The organism is Salmonella sp. HY31 (assembly GCF_042604575.1).
GTDB lineage: Bacteria > Pseudomonadota > Gammaproteobacteria > Enterobacterales > Enterobacteriaceae > Salmonella > Salmonella diarizonae.
This window is the reverse complement of record NZ_CP170479.1, coordinates 2696006-2711314: the sequence shown is the minus strand read 5'-3', so window position 1 is coordinate 2711314 and position 15309 is coordinate 2696006. Positions and strand designations below refer to the sequence as shown.

General features: G+C 50.8%; 19 protein-coding genes. All 19 read left to right on the top strand.

Going from position 1 to position 15309, the window contains the following annotated elements; translation table 11 throughout:
- Positions 1–496: 496 nt before the first annotated feature.
- On the top strand, positions 497–889 hold the full coding sequence (locus ACE15A_RS12835; protein ID WP_053507841.1) for a putative holin: 393 nt from the start codon (positions 497–499) through the stop codon (positions 887–889).
- Entirely contained in the window at positions 879–1154 is a 276-nt protein-coding gene (locus ACE15A_RS12830) for a phage holin family protein (protein WP_000016408.1), read from the top strand. The genes ACE15A_RS12835 and ACE15A_RS12830 overlap by 11 nt, the downstream gene beginning before the upstream one ends.
- Positions 1155–1156: 2 nt before the next feature.
- A complete protein-coding gene (locus ACE15A_RS12825; protein ID WP_000014549.1) occupies positions 1157–1534 on the top strand; it encodes a M15 family metallopeptidase in 378 nt (125 codons plus the stop codon).
- 14 nt (positions 1535–1548) lie between these two features.
- Positions 1549–1731 carry a hypothetical protein gene (locus ACE15A_RS12820; protein ID WP_000087514.1) on the top strand — a complete coding sequence of 61 codons (183 nt, stop codon included), beginning with the start codon at positions 1549–1551 and terminating at the stop codon, positions 1729–1731.
- 404 nt (positions 1732–2135) lie between these two features.
- Positions 2136–2927, top strand: a complete 792-nt coding sequence (locus tag ACE15A_RS12815; RefSeq protein WP_053507842.1) for a ParB/Srx family N-terminal domain-containing protein — start codon at positions 2136–2138, stop codon at positions 2925–2927.
- Positions 2920–3852, top strand: a complete 933-nt coding sequence (locus ACE15A_RS12810; protein WP_053507843.1) for a hypothetical protein — start codon at positions 2920–2922, stop codon at positions 3850–3852. Before ACE15A_RS12815 ends, ACE15A_RS12810 begins: the two co-directional genes overlap by 8 nt.
- Positions 3830–4039 (top strand): hypothetical protein, encoded by a 210-nt coding sequence (locus tag ACE15A_RS12805; RefSeq protein WP_053507844.1) that lies wholly within the window; start codon positions 3830–3832, stop codon positions 4037–4039. Before ACE15A_RS12810 ends, ACE15A_RS12805 begins: the two co-directional genes overlap by 23 nt.
- Positions 4040–4042: 3 nt before the next feature.
- Complete coding sequence (locus ACE15A_RS12800; RefSeq protein ID WP_053507845.1) at positions 4043–5122, top strand: terminase small subunit; 1080 nt, start codon at positions 4043–4045, stop codon at positions 5120–5122.
- The gene (locus ACE15A_RS12795; RefSeq protein ID WP_053507846.1) at positions 5112–6440 is read left to right on the top strand and encodes a terminase; all 1329 of its coding nucleotides are present in this window, start codon (positions 5112–5114) and stop codon (positions 6438–6440) included. The genes ACE15A_RS12800 and ACE15A_RS12795 overlap by 11 nt, the downstream gene beginning before the upstream one ends.
- 19 nt (positions 6441–6459) lie before the next feature.
- Positions 6460–7896 (top strand): anti-CBASS protein Acb1 family protein, encoded by a 1437-nt coding sequence (locus tag ACE15A_RS12790; RefSeq protein WP_053507847.1) that lies wholly within the window; start codon positions 6460–6462, stop codon positions 7894–7896.
- The gene (locus ACE15A_RS12785) at positions 7841–8674 is read left to right on the top strand and encodes a hypothetical protein (RefSeq protein ID WP_001018392.1); all 834 of its coding nucleotides are present in this window, start codon (positions 7841–7843) and stop codon (positions 8672–8674) included. Before ACE15A_RS12790 ends, ACE15A_RS12785 begins: the two co-directional genes overlap by 56 nt.
- Positions 8655–9977: a DUF2213 domain-containing protein gene (locus tag ACE15A_RS12780; RefSeq protein ID WP_053507848.1), complete on the top strand. Its 1323-nt coding sequence runs from the start codon at positions 8655–8657 to the stop codon at positions 9975–9977. The genes ACE15A_RS12785 and ACE15A_RS12780 overlap by 20 nt, the downstream gene beginning before the upstream one ends.
- Positions 9970–10587, top strand: coding sequence for a hypothetical protein (locus tag ACE15A_RS12775; protein WP_047675851.1), 618 nt, complete (start codon positions 9970–9972; stop codon positions 10585–10587). The genes ACE15A_RS12780 and ACE15A_RS12775 overlap by 8 nt, the downstream gene beginning before the upstream one ends.
- Positions 10588–10601: 14 nt before the next feature.
- On the top strand, positions 10602–11630 hold the full coding sequence (locus tag ACE15A_RS12770) for a hypothetical protein (protein ID WP_001272367.1): 1029 nt from the start codon (positions 10602–10604) through the stop codon (positions 11628–11630).
- Between the two features lie 57 nt (positions 11631–11687).
- Complete coding sequence (locus ACE15A_RS12765) at positions 11688–12158, top strand: hypothetical protein (protein WP_000780861.1); 471 nt, start codon at positions 11688–11690, stop codon at positions 12156–12158.
- Positions 12158–12598, top strand: a complete 441-nt coding sequence (locus ACE15A_RS12760; RefSeq protein ID WP_053507849.1) for a hypothetical protein — start codon at positions 12158–12160, stop codon at positions 12596–12598. Before ACE15A_RS12765 ends, ACE15A_RS12760 begins: the two co-directional genes overlap by 1 nt.
- The gene (locus ACE15A_RS12755; protein ID WP_000762302.1) at positions 12595–13035 is read left to right on the top strand and encodes a hypothetical protein; all 441 of its coding nucleotides are present in this window, start codon (positions 12595–12597) and stop codon (positions 13033–13035) included. The genes ACE15A_RS12760 and ACE15A_RS12755 overlap by 4 nt, the downstream gene beginning before the upstream one ends.
- A complete protein-coding gene (locus tag ACE15A_RS12750; protein ID WP_001139505.1) occupies positions 13022–13966 on the top strand; it encodes a hypothetical protein in 945 nt (314 codons plus the stop codon). Before ACE15A_RS12755 ends, ACE15A_RS12750 begins: the two co-directional genes overlap by 14 nt.
- Complete coding sequence (locus tag ACE15A_RS12745) at positions 13966–15303, top strand: hypothetical protein (protein ID WP_053507850.1); 1338 nt, start codon at positions 13966–13968, stop codon at positions 15301–15303. Before ACE15A_RS12750 ends, ACE15A_RS12745 begins: the two co-directional genes overlap by 1 nt.
- Positions 15304–15309 lie beyond the last annotated feature (6 nt).

The window sequence follows — 15309 nt, the reverse complement described above, 5'->3', positions numbered from 1 at the left end:
AGATCTCTTTAATACCTTTATCGTCCCTCATTCTGTAATGGAGATCGGTTACAGACTCAGTGCTGTATTTTTTATGACACAGAAATGGCGCATTGCCCACGAAAGGAAGCAGGATTTAGCGTGGAGTAACCAGTGATGCGCCATCTCTGTGTCGGAAAACATGAATTGGGGCGTTCCTCAGTGCGAGGGTGGTTTATAGAGTCGGTTTAGCGGGAAACCACAGTATCCACGTAAAGTGGAATACTTCGGGAGGCACCCGAAGCCCCAAACCCAATAATCATTATAATATTGTGTCCTTTTATCGTTTTAGCCGCCGCCCCGGGCGGTTTTTTTATTCAGTTTTTATGGCTCGCCTTGGCGGGCCTTTTTCATATCCGCGCCACGCCCGGCGCACATCACATCAGATAACACCACACAAAAGGCATCTGCGGGTGCCTTTGACAGGGTGTTTTTACGGGCCGCTGGTGGCCCTTTTTTATTTGTGGGAGGAAAAAGCATGTCTGAACCCTTATCCGGTTCCGGTACGGCTGCGGCGCTCGGTGGGGCGACGGTATTTGGACTGTTTACCGGAACGGATTTCGGGATTGTGTTTGGTGCATTCGCCGGGGCGTTGTTTGTGGCGACGATACCCCAGCAGATTTCTGTCTGGCGTGTGGCGGCGCATTTTCTGGTGTCGTTTATCATTGGCGTGCTGGGGGCGGATGTCATGGCGTCTTATCTGGTCGAAAAACTGGGGCTACACAGCACATCTCTCGACGCGCTTTGCGCGGTACTGGTATCGGTGATTTCGGTGAAGATTCTGTCGTTCATCCACCAGCAGGATATTGCATCACTGGTATCCGGCCTGTTCTCCCGCCTGCGGGATGGAGGAGGCGGCAATGTCAGGTAACCTTCCCGGATTGCTGAATGTGGCGTTATGCACGGTTATCGTACTGACGCTCTTTTTTTACCGTCGTCGTGATTCCAGACATAAACCGCTGATGTCATGGCTGGCCTGGCTGTTGATGCTGCTTTATGCCTTTGCGCCACTCAGCTATCTGTGTGGTCGTCCGTTAGCAATGGGCTGGCTGGAAGTGTTTTTTAATCTGTTGTTCTGCGTGCTGGTAATACGCGCACGCGGGAACGTCACAAAAATCTTTCCATTGTTGAGGTGAATATGTCGGGTAAATTCAGATTCAGCCGTCGCAGTGAAAAAAATCTGGAGGGCGTCAAACCACAGCTGGTTGCTGTCGTTCGCCGTGCGCTGGAGCTGACGGAGGTTGATTTCGGTATTACGGAAGGCCTGCGCAGTAAGTATCGCCAGAAACAGCTGGTTGCAGAAGGCAAGAGCCAGACCATGAACAGCCGCCACCTGACAGGTGATGCGGTGGATGTTGTTGCCTACATTGGTAGCCAGGTGTCATGGGACTGGCCTCTGTACGAGAAAATCGCGCAGGCATTTAAGCAGGCTGCCGCAGAGCTGGGAACTGCCATCGAATGGGGCGGGGACTGGAAAACACTGAAAGACGGACCTCACTTTCAGTTGAAACGCTGATAACCAGGTGTGTTATGAGCAGAAAACACTGGACACACAGAACGCCGCGAACAGCGGCGAAATGGGCACTGGTAGCGATACTGGTGCCTTTTTTATTGGTGGGATGCGTTAGCCTGGATAAGGCGCGCCAGCTTTTCGATACCGCGTCTCAGGTCTGTCAGCTTATTGATGGTGTTCGGCAGTGTATGCAGAACTGATCGCCTGTAATAGCAGAATATTTTGCTGAAAAATGAAGGGTGCGCCATCGTCCGGAAAGCATGAAATTCTGCTGCGTGTGCCAATTTTATCTTATTCATTCTAAATCTTGCCGAATCAAGATGAACTTTGATCAACTGCCTGGCGGCAAGGGGCATTAAAACAGGAGAAAATTATGTGGAAACCTACAGGTGACAAGTTAATCACCGCGTTGATTGACGGCAAGCCACAATACTTACGCATTGAAATGAGTGGTCAGCATGCTCGTTTGATTCGTGAGTAACAGGCATTACAGCAGCCCTTCAGTGTGAGGGGCTGTGATAATGTCAAAGCTCGTTATCAGCACCCGCCGCGCACCCAGCGCACTGGCCGATAGCGGGCTTTTTTATTCATAAAGCGAGGCTGTATGAGCGAGAAATTGAAGATCGTCTATCGCCCGTTACAAGAACTATCTCCGTATGCACACAATGCCAGGACACACAGCCCTGAGCAGGTGGCACAACTGGTAGAAAGCATTAAGCAATTCGGCTGGACTAACCCAGTGCTGATTGATGAAAAGGGCGAAATTATTGCGGGTCATGGTCGTGTTATGGCGGCTGAAGTGCTCAAAATGGATTCGGTTCCGGTCATTGTTCTGTCTGGTCTGACGGATGACCAAAAAAAGGCGTACCGCCTGGCAGATAATCGCCTGCCGATGAATGCTGGCTGGGATGAAGATCTGTTACGGATGGAGCTGTCGGACCTAATCAATGCTGATTTTGATGTCTTCCTGACAGGATTCAGCCCAACAGAAATTGATGAATTGTTGACGGATGTTTTGCCAGGTACAGGAATTGAGGAGGGGCCGTACACGACGAAAATTGATACGCCTGTTTATGAGCCGTTGGGCGATAAACCAGATATCAGTGAACTGTACGACGATACGAAAACTCAGGAGTTGATCAGCCGGATACGTTCGGCGTCCCTTGATCCTGATATTGAGAAATTCCTCCTGTGTGCGGCAGAACGTCATACGGTGTTTAATTTCAGCAGAATTGCGGACTATTACGCTCACGCCCCCGCTGAAATTCAGTGCTTTTTCGAGGAATCGGCGCTGGTGATCATTGATTATCAGCAGGCTATTGAAAATGGATTTGTCCGGATGACGCAGCGTATGGTGGAGATCATGCATGGCGGGGAGGAGGAGGAATATGCGTGATGATTTTTGCGCCTTTATTCTGACTCACGGGCGACCGGACAAAGTTCTGACTTACCGGACGTTGCGTCGTGCTGGCTATACCGGGAAAATTTTTATCGTTGTTGATGATGAAGATAATACACGGCATCAGTACATAGCTGAATTTAGTGAACAGGTGCTGGTGTTTTCCAAAGCCGAAATCGCCAGTCGTTTTGACGAAGCCGATAATTTCGGTGACCGCCGATCAATTTTTTACGCCCGTAATGCCTGTTTCGACCTGGCAAAACTGGTCGGGTGTAAATACTTCATTCAGCTCGATGATGATTATCACGAGTTCCAGTTTCGGGTGGATCGTAACTATGATCAGGCCTATTTTCCGATAAGAAAACTGGATGCGATCCTTTCTGAAATGCTGGCGTACTACGAATCAATACCTGCGCTTTCCATCGCTATGTCGCAGGGCGGGGATTTTCTTGGTGACAATGGCGGCCATGCTTCGTGGGTGAAACGCAAGGCAATGAACAGCTTTATCTGTTCGGTTGATCGACCGTTCTCATTCATGGGGCGCATTAACGAGGATGTGAATACGTACACGAATCTCGGTCGCTGTGGTGAATTGTTTATGACGATCGGTGCTGTCCAGTTAGGGCAGAAACAGACGCAGAAAAACAGCGGCGGAATGACCGAGCTGTATCTGGATTCCGGAACCTACGTTAAAAGTTTTTACTCCGTCATGTATGCGCCGTCGTGCGTAAAAATCTCACTGATGGGTGCCAGCCATAAACGCATTCACCATCAGGTCACCTGGAACAACGCTGCAGTAAAAATCCTTCACGAAAAATACAGGAAGAAGACACCCTGCATATCAATGGGGGTGACAAATGATTCCGTATTCGAAAGTCGAGTCTCTGGCAGCGTGCCGGATGACTGCACAACAAATCGCTGACGTTCTGGATGTTGATCTGAACCGACTGAAAGAAAATCGGGAAGCAATGACAAATTTTTACGCGTCCATCCGTAAGGGCAGAGCGAAAGGTGAAGCCGAGATACGGGCGGCATTGTTTAAGCTTGCCAGAAAAGGGGATGCCTTTGCCCTGCGCGAACTACTCAGGGTGGATAAAAATCAGGACTAACTGATGAGCAGACCGGACTGGGGGGCGTTGCAGCAGGAGTATATTGCTGAATACACCCGCTCCGGTATATCTCCGGTGGCATGGTGTGAAGCAAGGGGACTGAATTACGCAACAGCCCGTCGTTACATCAAAAAACCTCCGAAAAATGCGCAGACAGAAGTGCGCAAAACTGCGCAGAAAAAATTTGCGCAGACTGCGCAAAAGCGGAACGGAAAATCTCAGAAAAAAAAGTCAGTATCCGATGCGTGCCTGAATGAGGGCGACGCGGAGGAAATTTCATTCTGTCCCGATGAATTCGGCATTTCTGACCAGCAGGCAAAATTCGCCATGCTGGTTGCGCAGGGTAAAAACCTCATCGAGGCATACCGCCTAGCGGGTTACGAGGGAACGGGAAACGTAGCAAGTGCCGCAGCCTCACGTCTGTTAAGAAATGTTAAGGTTTATCGGGCTATCTCATGGTTCCGCAATCAGTACCAGAAACGCTATACCGCAGACCTGGATTTACTGGTGAGTCAGTTGATGGCCATTGTCCAGGCCGACCCCAATCAGTTGGCACAATTTCGCCGTGTTAACTGCCGTTATTGCTGGGGCGAGAATCATCTCTACCAGTGGCGCGATATAGCAGAATTTGATAAGGCAGCGGCGCAGGCTTCCAGAGATGGCAAACCTGAACCGGAATATGGAGGCCTTGGCTTTGTTGATAACGCCATACCCAATCCGGACTGCCCGAAGTGCTGCGGTGAGGGAACGGGGCAGCTTTATATGGCTGATACCACTCTGCTTGATGGGGATGCGCGGCAATTATATGCAGGGGCAAAGCTCGGGAAATTTGGTGTTGAGATCCTGCTGGAGGATAAGGCTGCCGCCCGGCGCGAACTTATCAAGCTGATAATGGCGACGAAAGGAAGTTCTGCTGGTGGTGCAACTGACAGTCGCAATGATCTGGAGCTTGAAGGACTGAGGCTTCGCAACGAAAAGCTGCGCACTGAGATTGAAAACCTCAAAAAAGGCGTGGGTGGTGAGAATAACGAAATAATTATCCACAACTCTCTGCCGATGCCGGGAGTGGATAATGTCGATTGAAATCTACCTCCCAAAACCTCATGAGGGGCAAATAGCTGCATGGACGGCGGCAATAGAGGAACGCTTCCACGCGGTATGCTGTGGTCGTCGCTGGGGTAAAACGGTGATGCTGGTAAACATCGCTACCAGTTTCGCGACGCGGAAATTTGCCGTTCCTACCACCGGGCAACTTATCGCGGGTAGGGTGGGGATTTTTACCGCACAATACCGACAGTACCAGGAAATCTGGGATGAAATTAGCGCAGTTCTGCAACCGCTGATCCTCAGTCAGTCAAAAAATGAAAAGCGCATCATTCTCCGGAACGGTGGCCGCATCGACTTCTGGGTGACGGACAACAACAAACTGGCCGGACGTGGGCGTAAGTATCACGCTGTGCTGATTGATGAGGCCGCATTCACTAAATCGCCGGAAATGCTCGAGGAAATCTGGCCCCGCGCTATACGCCCGACGCTTGTCGATTACCGCGGCTGTGCGTGGGTATTTTCCACACCAAACGGTATCGACGAGAGCAATTTTTTCTACGCGATATGCCACGATGAATCCCTGGGATTTGTCATGCACCATGCGCCAACTTCATCGAATCCGTATATTCCGAAAGAAGAACTGGAGGAAACGGAGAAAAAATCCGATCCGCGCGTCTGGCAGCAGGAATATCTTGCAGAGTTCGTAGACTGGTCCAAAGACGCGTTACTCGATGTCGATAAGCTGCTGGTGGACGGTCAACCAATTGAGATGCCGCCGTACTGCGACATGATTTTCGCAGTGATGGATACGGCGCTGAAAGGCGGGACCGAAAATGATGGTACTGGCGTGGTGTATTTCTCTTATGAGTCAACGTATTCGGACGAGCCAAAACTGACGATTATTGACTGGGATGTGACGCAAATTAAAGCGTCATTGCTTCCTGAGTATATCCCCGGCGTTTATGACAACCTCGAGCGCCTCGCGAAATTATGCCGTCCGCGTCTGGGCAGCCAGGGTATTTTTATGGAAGACGCAGCGATGGGGGCAATCCTCAACCAGAAGGCGGAAACCGAAGGCTGGGATATGACGCCGATTAAATCGGCACTAACCAGCAAGGGCAAAGACGAACGGGCGGTGATGGCATCCAGCTACCACTATCAGGGGATGTGCAAAATCGTCCGGGAGGCTTACGACAAGACCGTTTCATTCAAACGCACCACCGCAAACCACCTCATAAAACAAATCGTCGGGTTCCACCTGGCAGACAAAGATGCGCATAAACGTGCTGATGACCTTTTCGATTGTTACACCTATGGATTGATCATCGCGCACGGTAATTACGCGGAATTGTAAAAATCTGGATTTTTTTCTGATGGCTGAGATCGAGATTTCTGTAAATCTCAGTTCTTCGTTGATGCGCATTCTTGAGGCTGAAGAAATTCAGCCGGGAACCGACATTGGCTATGAACTGTGTAAACTGCTGTGGCAGTACCACCCGCTGGGCGGGAAACTTGTCGAAAAACCCATACTTATGGCGATGTGTAAGCCGCGCCAGTACAACGTGGAGACAGACCCTGACGAGCGGGTTGTGCGGCGTTTCCAGGAGGTATGGGAACGTATGAAGGTTAACGAGAAGATTAAAAATCTGTTTTTTCTGTCTCGTTGCTACGGTGCCGCAGCGATCGGCGTGGGCACCGACAGTGTTTCATGTCGTGAACCGCTTCCGACGTTCGGACTGACAGAAGATGACGTGTATATCAACGCGTGGGACCCGTTGAACGCTTCCGGTTCGATGGTGACTGACCAGAACCCCAACAGCCCGTTTTTCCAGGAAGCCAATAAAAAACTGAAGATTGGCGGAAAAGACTGGCATCCGTCACGCACACTGAAAATCTTCAACGGCACACCGATTTATCTGGAGTTTCAGAGTTCATCGTTCGGATTCACCGGGCGAAGCGTGTTTCAGCGAGTTCTTTATTCCCTGAAATCCTATATCAATACGATGGAGGCGAATGATCTCGTCAGCCAGAAGGCAGGCGTACTGGTGGCTAAAGTTGTGCAGAACGGTTCGAAAATTGACGGGATCATGGCTGCTGCCACGGGGCGTAAAAGGGAAAACGTGAAAGCCGCCAAAAATAAAGGCGTGTTGAGTATTGGAAAAGACGAAGATGTAAGTTCACTGAATCTGCAAAACATCGACGGGGCGCTGAATACATCCCGCGACAACATCATTGCTGATATTGCCGCCGGGAGTGACGTTCCGGCCATTATTATCAAGGAAGAAGCGTTCAGTAACGGATTCGGTGAAGGTAAGGAGGACTCGAAAGCTATCAGCCAGTATATCGATGGTGTACGCCAGCAGATTGAACCCGTGATGGATTATTTCGAACGCCTGGTGCAGTACATCGCCTGGAACGAGGAATTTTATCAGTCGCTGAAAAATGATTACCCGGACATCATAACTGATGACTATAAAACCACGTTTTACCAGTGGCGACGTGAATTTACCGCGACATGGCAGGAGCTGGTGGAGGAGTCGCCGGACAAACGCCGGGAAAGCGACAGTAAAGTGATTCAACAGGCGATAGCACTTTTCTCTGCCGTGTCGCCACAGGTTGATCCTGAAAACCGTGCCGCCGTCACTGAATGGCTGGCAAGCCTTGTTAATGCCACGCAAACCTATGGCGAAGCTCCACTCATCATTGATGTGGACGCGCTGGCGAATTATGAACCACCGAAGCAGGAGACGCCTGATGGCAATTTCCAGCCGGGCGGTGAGGAAGAAGAAACGGATCAGGACGCTGTATGAGGTTCTGACGGATGCCGTTAACTACTACGTAAATCACGGGTGGGATAGCGAAAAATCATTGCTCGAATGGTGCCGGAAACTCCGTGTAGCCGCTCAGCGAGAAACCCCTGATGATACCGTAGCCAGAAAACATCTCACCGCTATCTACAGCCGTCTTGTCATCGACGGCGGGGCATTACGGGATCAGCCTCCTGATGGCCCTAAAAAAATCACTGTTGAAAAACTGAAACCTGAGTTTCGTAAGGAACTCGACAGGCGAATTTTCGCCAGTGCCAACCTGATAAAACTCAACCGCGAACAGGCTATCGAGAAAACCATACAGCGTTTTCAGGGATGGGTTACGTCCATTCCGCCTGACGGGGTGAGCGAAATTGATCGCCGGGAAGTGAAGTCCGGTTTTCAGAAGTCCGTGAAGGATATGGATTTTATCAGTCGCCGGGTGGCAATTGATCAGGGGCATAAGCTGGCAAGCAACGTTAAGTATCTGCTGGCTGTTCAGAGTGGAGCGATTGCTCTGCGCTGGCATTCTAACTGGCGGCGTCCGGGCTACAAATACCGACAGGACCACAAAGAGCGCGACGAGAAAATTTATCTCCTCCGCAATTCGTGGGCGCTGGAGCAGGGGCTGATTAAGCCCGTATATGGTTTTTATGACGAAATCACTGCTGCCGGGGAGGAGGTTTATTGCAGTTGCGATGCACTGCCGATCTACGCCCCTCAGAAACTACCCGACGAATTTTTAACGGAGAAGGGCAAACGTGAGTTTAACCGAGCTTGAAGTGGCAGAACGCATCAGGGACGGAACCGTACCGTCTCCAGTGAAATTCTCCAACATGTGGCTGGTGAATTTGCGAATAACCGGAACCGGGCTTGCCTATCGCGCCGGGCTGAAAGAGCACGTCTGGCGTGATCCAAAGCTCTATCTGAACGAGGAGTTTTTAAGGCGATGCAATGGCCTTCCGGTTATCGCAAACCATCCTGACGACGCAGTTCTGACGGAGGAGGATTTTAAATCGCGGATCGTCGGTAGCGTCATGCTGCCGTATATCCGGGGTGATGAGGTATGGGCGGTGTGCCGCGTTTACCTCCAGAGCATTGTTGAAGAAATCGCTGAGGGGGATGTTTCGACAAGCCCGTCGGTGGTGTTCAACAGCACATCAGGAAATGTGGAAGTACAGGAAGGTGACACCAATTTTTTAATCGAAGGCGTTCCTTTCCTTGTTGATCACATCGCCCTGGTGACGAAAGACCACGGCTCGCTGGGCGTGTGGGATAAAGACCGGATCCCCGCAGGGGTTGAAGTGACAAGCACAGGTGAAATCGAGATGGAAAAAGAAGAACTCCAGGCCCTGTTACAGGGGGTTGTGAGCGATGCCCTGCAAGGCATTAATCAGAAAATCGATGGTGTCGTTACGCGCATGGACTCACTGGAACAGCGGGACAAAGCGCGGGCGGACGCCGAAGCTCAGGCGAAAAAAGAGGCCGAAGAAAAGGCCAAAGCCGATGAAGCAGCAGAGGAACAGCGTAAAGCTGATGAAGCTGCGGCAAAGGAGGCGGAAGAAAAAGCCAAAGCTGACGAGGCGGCAGCTAAAGACGCTGAGGAGAAAGCAAAGGCTGATTCCGAAGCGGAAGAACAGCGTAAGGCTGACGAGGAGGCAGAAAAAGAACGCAATGACTCAGCCCTGGCAGAAGCACAGGCAAAAGCCGACTCCGCATTCAGTGCCTGCGGTAAAAACGCGCCAGCACCGTTTTCTGGTGAAAATGCGCTGGACTACCGCAAGCGTGCGCTAATCGCTATGCAGAAACACTCTCCGGCACATAAGGACGTCAATATTCGCGCGATTGCGGATTCTGCAACGCTGGCTGTGCTTGAGGACGCAATTTTCAGTGCCGCCCGTCAGTCCATCGAAAAAGAAATGATGAGTACGCAGGGGCAACTGCATAAACGTATCCGCAACGATGAAGCCGGACGTCGCATTACTGAATATCAGGGCGATCCGAACGTCTGGCTGAGTGCTTTCAAAATTCCGGGGCGTCGTCTGGCAAAAATTAACACTCAAGGGAGCCTGAACAATGGCTGATATTAACTTTCATCCGTTTAAAAACCGTGGAGCATTTGGTGGCCTTTTTAACGTCGAATCCCGTGGGCTGATGCAGGGGGATGCGCAGGATGATCCGGCAATTCGTCTGCAACTTTGCTCCGGTCGACTGGACAGCAAAATCACTGAACCGGTATGGGGTGGCGTTGGAGTTATGGAGTGCATTGCTCCCGCGAAAGACAGCGTTAACGGCGCGGTAATTAAACAAGCCACGAAGGACGCCTGTAACGCCTTTACTGTCTTTAATCAGGCATTTCATGGCATTACCACGCCGGATAATCCGGTGCCGTTATATCTCGCGGGTGGCTTTGTTCACTATTACCGCGTTGGCTCAGGTTCCCGCATTCCTCTCCCTGTCAGTGCAGAAGTTGTTGCGCTGGCTGATGGAAATAACACCGTTGCTGCCAGTGGTTTTGTGTGGGATCTGACGAAAAACATGGTTGATGTTTATTCGGGATCACCCGGCGCTAATCCGAAAGTGGATATTAAGCTGCTGATGGTTTCAGTTGACGGAAACCTGACGGTGAAAAAAGAGGATGGCGGTAACGTTGTCTGGGAAATCGGCAAACCGTGCGGCCTGTTTTTAATTTAAGGGGATATTAATTAATGAGCGCATTTACTCCTGCGACTACTATTGTGTCGCCGTCAATGGTGCTGCCGGAAATGATCGTGCAACAGAGCATGGCTTCCGGGGCGTTTGAAGTCCTGGCTGGTGGTGCTCCAGCGGTAAAAATCAGTTCCAGTGATTTGATGGTCTATCAGAAATATCTGCGCATGACCTCGCAGGCGCAGGTCAGCCAGTCTCTGCCGGGTCAGTTACCGTCTTCCAGTATCTCTGGCGGCTATGACGGAATGATGACTTACCGAATTTCTTCCCGCTCGCAATACAGCTATCTCGATACTGATGCAGCAGATCGCTGGGGCTATTCTCTGATTGAAGGCCTGCGCCTGGCTAACCGTCAGGGACACGCTCAAATGTTGCGTAATATGCTGCTGTATGGCGTGAATGCAGCTAATAACGAGGGGATCACCAACTCCCCGAACGCAGTGACGCTGAATCTGGGCAACGACAGCAAAGGGAATGATTCATATACCACCTGGGATTCCGGTGAGATGGCTAAATTTATGCTTGGCCTGATTGCTGACCAGAAAACCCGCATGTTGCTGCTGGGGCAGCCATTAACGACTGTTATTCTGAGCCCACAGCGATTCATGAAGGCGCTGGAGTGGACAGGAATTGTTGAGCTGACCAGTTACCAGCGTCCTGGTGGTGGTACCGGAACGGTGGGAACGATGGTTAAAGACGTCGCCGATAAGGCGACAGGCGACGACATCATTTTCTGCCAGGACGACACGCTGATCGGTAAAGGCGCTGGTGGTAATGACCTGATCATCGTTACGAACCCGACGATTGAGGTTCCGGAAGCGCGTCACACCATTAACACCAATATTTTCTCCACGCTGGTACCTAACCAGCAGGCAGTCAACGTGATGTTCTGTGATATGGCAGCGCCGACGGAAATTCCGTCCCCTATGCCGGATGGCGGCCTGACCACGTTGTATACCATGCGCGCGACGCCGGGCTGGAACTTCCGCCCTGAGGGGATCACCCTGTTGTCTGCCAAATACGCATAAACGTTCAATCTGATAATGCGGGGAGCTAAATGCTCCCCTTTTTTGTGGGAAAAATTTATGAAGCTCTACATCGCTAACTGCTCACGTCAGCCGCACACGTTCAACTACAAACTCCCCGAAAAAACGCAGTCGTTCGGTGTGACAATTCCGTCCGGACGTCAGCATATGATCGAAAATCAGTCCGATATTATCGACCACATCATCCGACAGCATGAGCCTTACGGATTCCAGCGTTGTGACAAGGTGGACAAGAATTTTTCCGGTATCTGCTATTCCATCGATAAACCTGTGAGCGTCGGTCGCATTGAGGATTGCGCGGAGCAGAAAACGGAAAATCTGGAATCCCTGTCAGAAGAAATTCTCGCAGCCAGCGCCGTATCGCTGAATAACGCAGTGGATCAGGCAGTGATTCAGAGTGGCGAAAAACCTCAACCGGGTGGTATTGAAATGGAAATCACCGGGGAAGCGATTAACACTGAACAGGAAAATCCGCCCAGCACAAAGCGAAATATTAAGGTTAAAAAATAATGACCTTGCGTCCGTCACTGGAGGGATTTATTCGCTTTGTTCGTGACGACATGAAAGTACCGGTTCACGCTATTGCTGACGATGATCCGACGCTGGAATGTTGCTTTCAGTCTGCGATGGAGCTAATCCCTCATGAGCAGGGGCTGGAGTGTTTACCCATCATCTATGTGCGAACGGTTTATAACGCTGCCGCCTCATTTCTCCTGAATTTCGCTCCCGGCTCGTGGTTTGCCGACCTGAGAAAAAAACTCAACCTTGGGAAACTGGCTACCGGGCTTGTCAGTGCGGCTGCAGACCAGGGGACATCGGGTTCGATCACCATCAGCGATGCGCTGAGTAATCTGTCTTTGCTGGATTTGCAGATGTTACAGGATCCGTATGGACGACAGGTTGTTGCGGTGCTGATGCAGATGGGCACGGTATGGGGTTACACGCCATGAAACTTTGTTTTGGGGTTATCGACCAGCCGTATGACTACGGCGACGAACCGGGAAAAACCACGTTTGACGTAGCCTGTGACCTCGAGGAGCGATACGAAATTTTTACGCACTTCTGGGAAATGCATAAGGACGAGATTATCCAGGAGGCAGGTACTGAACTGGCGTACCAGTTGGTCAATCACTTCAAGTATAAGGCTCCGCTACCTGGCGAGCATTTTCTGGAAGGGACCGGGAAGATTTTCCATATTTTTCTTGAAACTGAAGAAATGGCCGGGATGACGATTAACGGAAACCCTGTGCCAACTCAGGCCGCGCTACTGGGCGTTAACTCCAGGCTTAAGGACAAATATACCGGAGAGCGGCGTCCGTCATTCATAGACGGCGGCCTGTTTAAGGGCAGCTTTATAGCGTGGATAGATAATAATGCCGAGTCTTGAGGAATTAGCCGAACAGCACAGTTCGCAGCTCTCGTCCGTTCTTAAATCCGCAGTTGAAACCATCTCGTCAGACCAGGAAATCACGTTCAGGCTCTATGTCCGGCAGGTTCTGCCGCTGGATGGCTTTGTCTATTGGGTTAATGCGGAAATCATCAGTTGCGATGAACTGTGTCGCCTGAATATTGAGTCACCAACTCGTCTGAAAATCAAAGGCAGCCTGCATCGTCAGGTTATTGCGATTCAGGACGAGTCTGTCTCGAAGGATGTGAACAACATTATTTTCACGCCTGTTCAGCAGGTTGATGATTTTAATGTGGAAAATCCCGATGCGATCTATCTCGGTGAGTACGGCGGCGTCCAGTTCGCTTTTTCTCGAATGGAGAGCCGCTATCAGCAGTCGGGTATTTTTCATTATCGCGGCATGGCGATTTTGCCAACCATGCGTTCCCAGATTATCGACTGCGAGGAGGATATCAGCGACGAGCAGATCATATCCAACAGCATCCCGATCTGGCTGCAAATGAAAGATGCCGCGACCGTGTATCCGTCTTACCTGGTACCGCAGAACCTTCGCCCTCCGTATATCGCGGTGGATGTTCGCAACAGTATTCCATTGCAGGTGGCTCCCGTTGTTTTCGGTGGTGAGCGATTCCAGCTCGTCCAGGATTCGGTTCGCCTGACGCTTTATGGATTCAGCAATAAAATGGCGCTGGATCTTGTCGACTCGGTGGTGAACAGGGCGCTGGAGGAGGAAAAGTTTGGTGTAACCAATATTCCGGTGGTTCAGGACGCAAAGTCGGGACAGGTTGAAATCAACGCTCTGGCGAAGAAAAAGATTGTCGATTTTGACGTGAATTACTACCAGAGCACCGCCCGGGAAATATCCCGGCAGTTGATTGAAAAAGTCATTTGTAAATATGAGGTTAAATAATGGGGTTTAATATCGTCACGGTGAATGTGTCCCAGACCATCTGGGCCATTCCCTCGAATTTGCAGCAGATGTCCGCTGTTCTCTCGTTTGGCTCCACGACTCATGAGCCGGGAAAGCCTGTATTACTCACCCGTAATCAGGATATTAACGATCTGGTAAGAAATCCGATTGCTGCGTTGTCGGCGGCTGCTGCAGGAAAATCTGCGGCAAACGTCACCGTTACGATGACGCTTCCGGAAGGGAGCAACATCCGACGCGAAAACAGTTCTGAGGTGAAAATTGTTGTTTCCGGGTGTTCGCCCGACGCGTGGAATGGCGAATATACTGCTACCGTCACGGATGAAAAAACACTGACCTGGACGATTGCTGATTCTCAGCTTTCCGGTTCGCCAGTGACACTGGGGCAGTTTTCCATTGTTGGCAGTGAAAATCTGGTGACGGCAGTAAACACGTTTTTTGCCCAGGGAAATTCAGTTGGGATTTACCTGCTGGAGCTGGGAGTACAGAAAGGTGGAGTCAGTAAGGAAATCGCTGCACTGAAAGCTTATATGGAAGATCCGCTCCTGCGTTTTTATGCGTATCTGGTGCCGCAGCCGTGGGATGGTGACGCAGAGTTTATCAGTCTGGCAAAACTCCACACCGCCAACGAAGCGATGCAGTATTTCTTCGTGCTGACGAAAACGCCGGACGACACGAATTACGTTTCGCCTTATGCCGGTATTAAGTCGGTTATTGCAACGGCGGATGATACGTACCCGGCGACAAACGCGGCAGCAGCCGTAATGTGGAACTATGTTTCCGCATCACCTTCAGAAATCAACAAGGTGCCGCCGATGGCATTTCGCTATCTACAGGCGGTAAACGCCCACACGGGCAAAAATTCAATTCTGGTCACGATGACGAAGCAGAATATTAACTACGTCGACACGGGGGCTGAGGGGGGAATTTCCAACACGATTCTGGTGAAAGGCGTTACCAGTGACGGTAACGATATGACGTACTGGTATTCCGTGGACTGGGTGCAGATTAATGTCGATATGCAGCTCGCCAACACGGTGATCAACGGCAGCAATAACTCAATTAACCCGCTTTACTACAACCAGGACGGGATCGACCGTCTACAGCAGGTCGCACAGGCGGTGTTCAATACGGGCGTATCTTACGGCCTGGTCAACGGTCAGCCTGTCGTCGATGCAGTGCCTTTCCGCCAGTATATCAACACTAATCCCAATGATTACGGTATCGGGCGTTATGCAGGCCTTTCGGCCTCCTATACGCCGATGCGCGGATTTGTCGAAATCATTTTTAACATCAATGTGACAATGCAGCTTTCGTGAGGGACT

What these genes read in the sequence shown, in the direction of transcription:
- ACE15A_RS12835 (WP_053507841.1), top strand. Translation starts at nt 497, where the DNA reads ATGTCTGAACCCTTATCCGGTTCCGGTACGGCTGCGGCGCTCGGTGGG.
- ACE15A_RS12830 (WP_000016408.1), top strand. Translation starts at nt 879, where the DNA reads ATGTCAGGTAACCTTCCCGGATTGCTGAATGTGGCGTTATGCACGGTT.
- ACE15A_RS12825 (WP_000014549.1), top strand. Translation starts at nt 1,157, where the DNA reads ATGTCGGGTAAATTCAGATTCAGCCGTCGCAGTGAAAAAAATCTGGAG.
- ACE15A_RS12820 (WP_000087514.1), top strand. Translation starts at nt 1,549, where the DNA reads ATGAGCAGAAAACACTGGACACACAGAACGCCGCGAACAGCGGCGAAA.
- ACE15A_RS12815 (WP_053507842.1), top strand. Translation starts at nt 2,136, where the DNA reads ATGAGCGAGAAATTGAAGATCGTCTATCGCCCGTTACAAGAACTATCT.
- ACE15A_RS12810 (WP_053507843.1), top strand. Translation starts at nt 2,920, where the DNA reads ATGCGTGATGATTTTTGCGCCTTTATTCTGACTCACGGGCGACCGGAC.
- ACE15A_RS12805 (WP_053507844.1), top strand. Translation starts at nt 3,830, where the DNA reads ATGACTGCACAACAAATCGCTGACGTTCTGGATGTTGATCTGAACCGA.
- ACE15A_RS12800 (WP_053507845.1), top strand. Translation starts at nt 4,043, where the DNA reads ATGAGCAGACCGGACTGGGGGGCGTTGCAGCAGGAGTATATTGCTGAA.
- ACE15A_RS12795 (WP_053507846.1), top strand. Translation starts at nt 5,112, where the DNA reads ATGTCGATTGAAATCTACCTCCCAAAACCTCATGAGGGGCAAATAGCT.
- ACE15A_RS12790 (WP_053507847.1), top strand. Translation starts at nt 6,460, where the DNA reads ATGGCTGAGATCGAGATTTCTGTAAATCTCAGTTCTTCGTTGATGCGC.
- ACE15A_RS12785 (WP_001018392.1), top strand. Translation starts at nt 7,841, where the DNA reads ATGGCAATTTCCAGCCGGGCGGTGAGGAAGAAGAAACGGATCAGGACG.
- ACE15A_RS12775 (WP_047675851.1), top strand. Translation starts at nt 9,970, where the DNA reads ATGGCTGATATTAACTTTCATCCGTTTAAAAACCGTGGAGCATTTGGT.
- ACE15A_RS12770 (WP_001272367.1), top strand. Translation starts at nt 10,602, where the DNA reads ATGAGCGCATTTACTCCTGCGACTACTATTGTGTCGCCGTCAATGGTG.
- ACE15A_RS12765 (WP_000780861.1), top strand. Translation starts at nt 11,688, where the DNA reads ATGAAGCTCTACATCGCTAACTGCTCACGTCAGCCGCACACGTTCAAC.
- ACE15A_RS12760 (WP_053507849.1), top strand. Translation starts at nt 12,158, where the DNA reads ATGACCTTGCGTCCGTCACTGGAGGGATTTATTCGCTTTGTTCGTGAC.
- ACE15A_RS12755 (WP_000762302.1), top strand. Translation starts at nt 12,595, where the DNA reads ATGAAACTTTGTTTTGGGGTTATCGACCAGCCGTATGACTACGGCGAC.
- ACE15A_RS12750 (WP_001139505.1), top strand. Translation starts at nt 13,022, where the DNA reads ATGCCGAGTCTTGAGGAATTAGCCGAACAGCACAGTTCGCAGCTCTCG.
- ACE15A_RS12745 (WP_053507850.1), top strand. Translation starts at nt 13,966, where the DNA reads ATGGGGTTTAATATCGTCACGGTGAATGTGTCCCAGACCATCTGGGCC.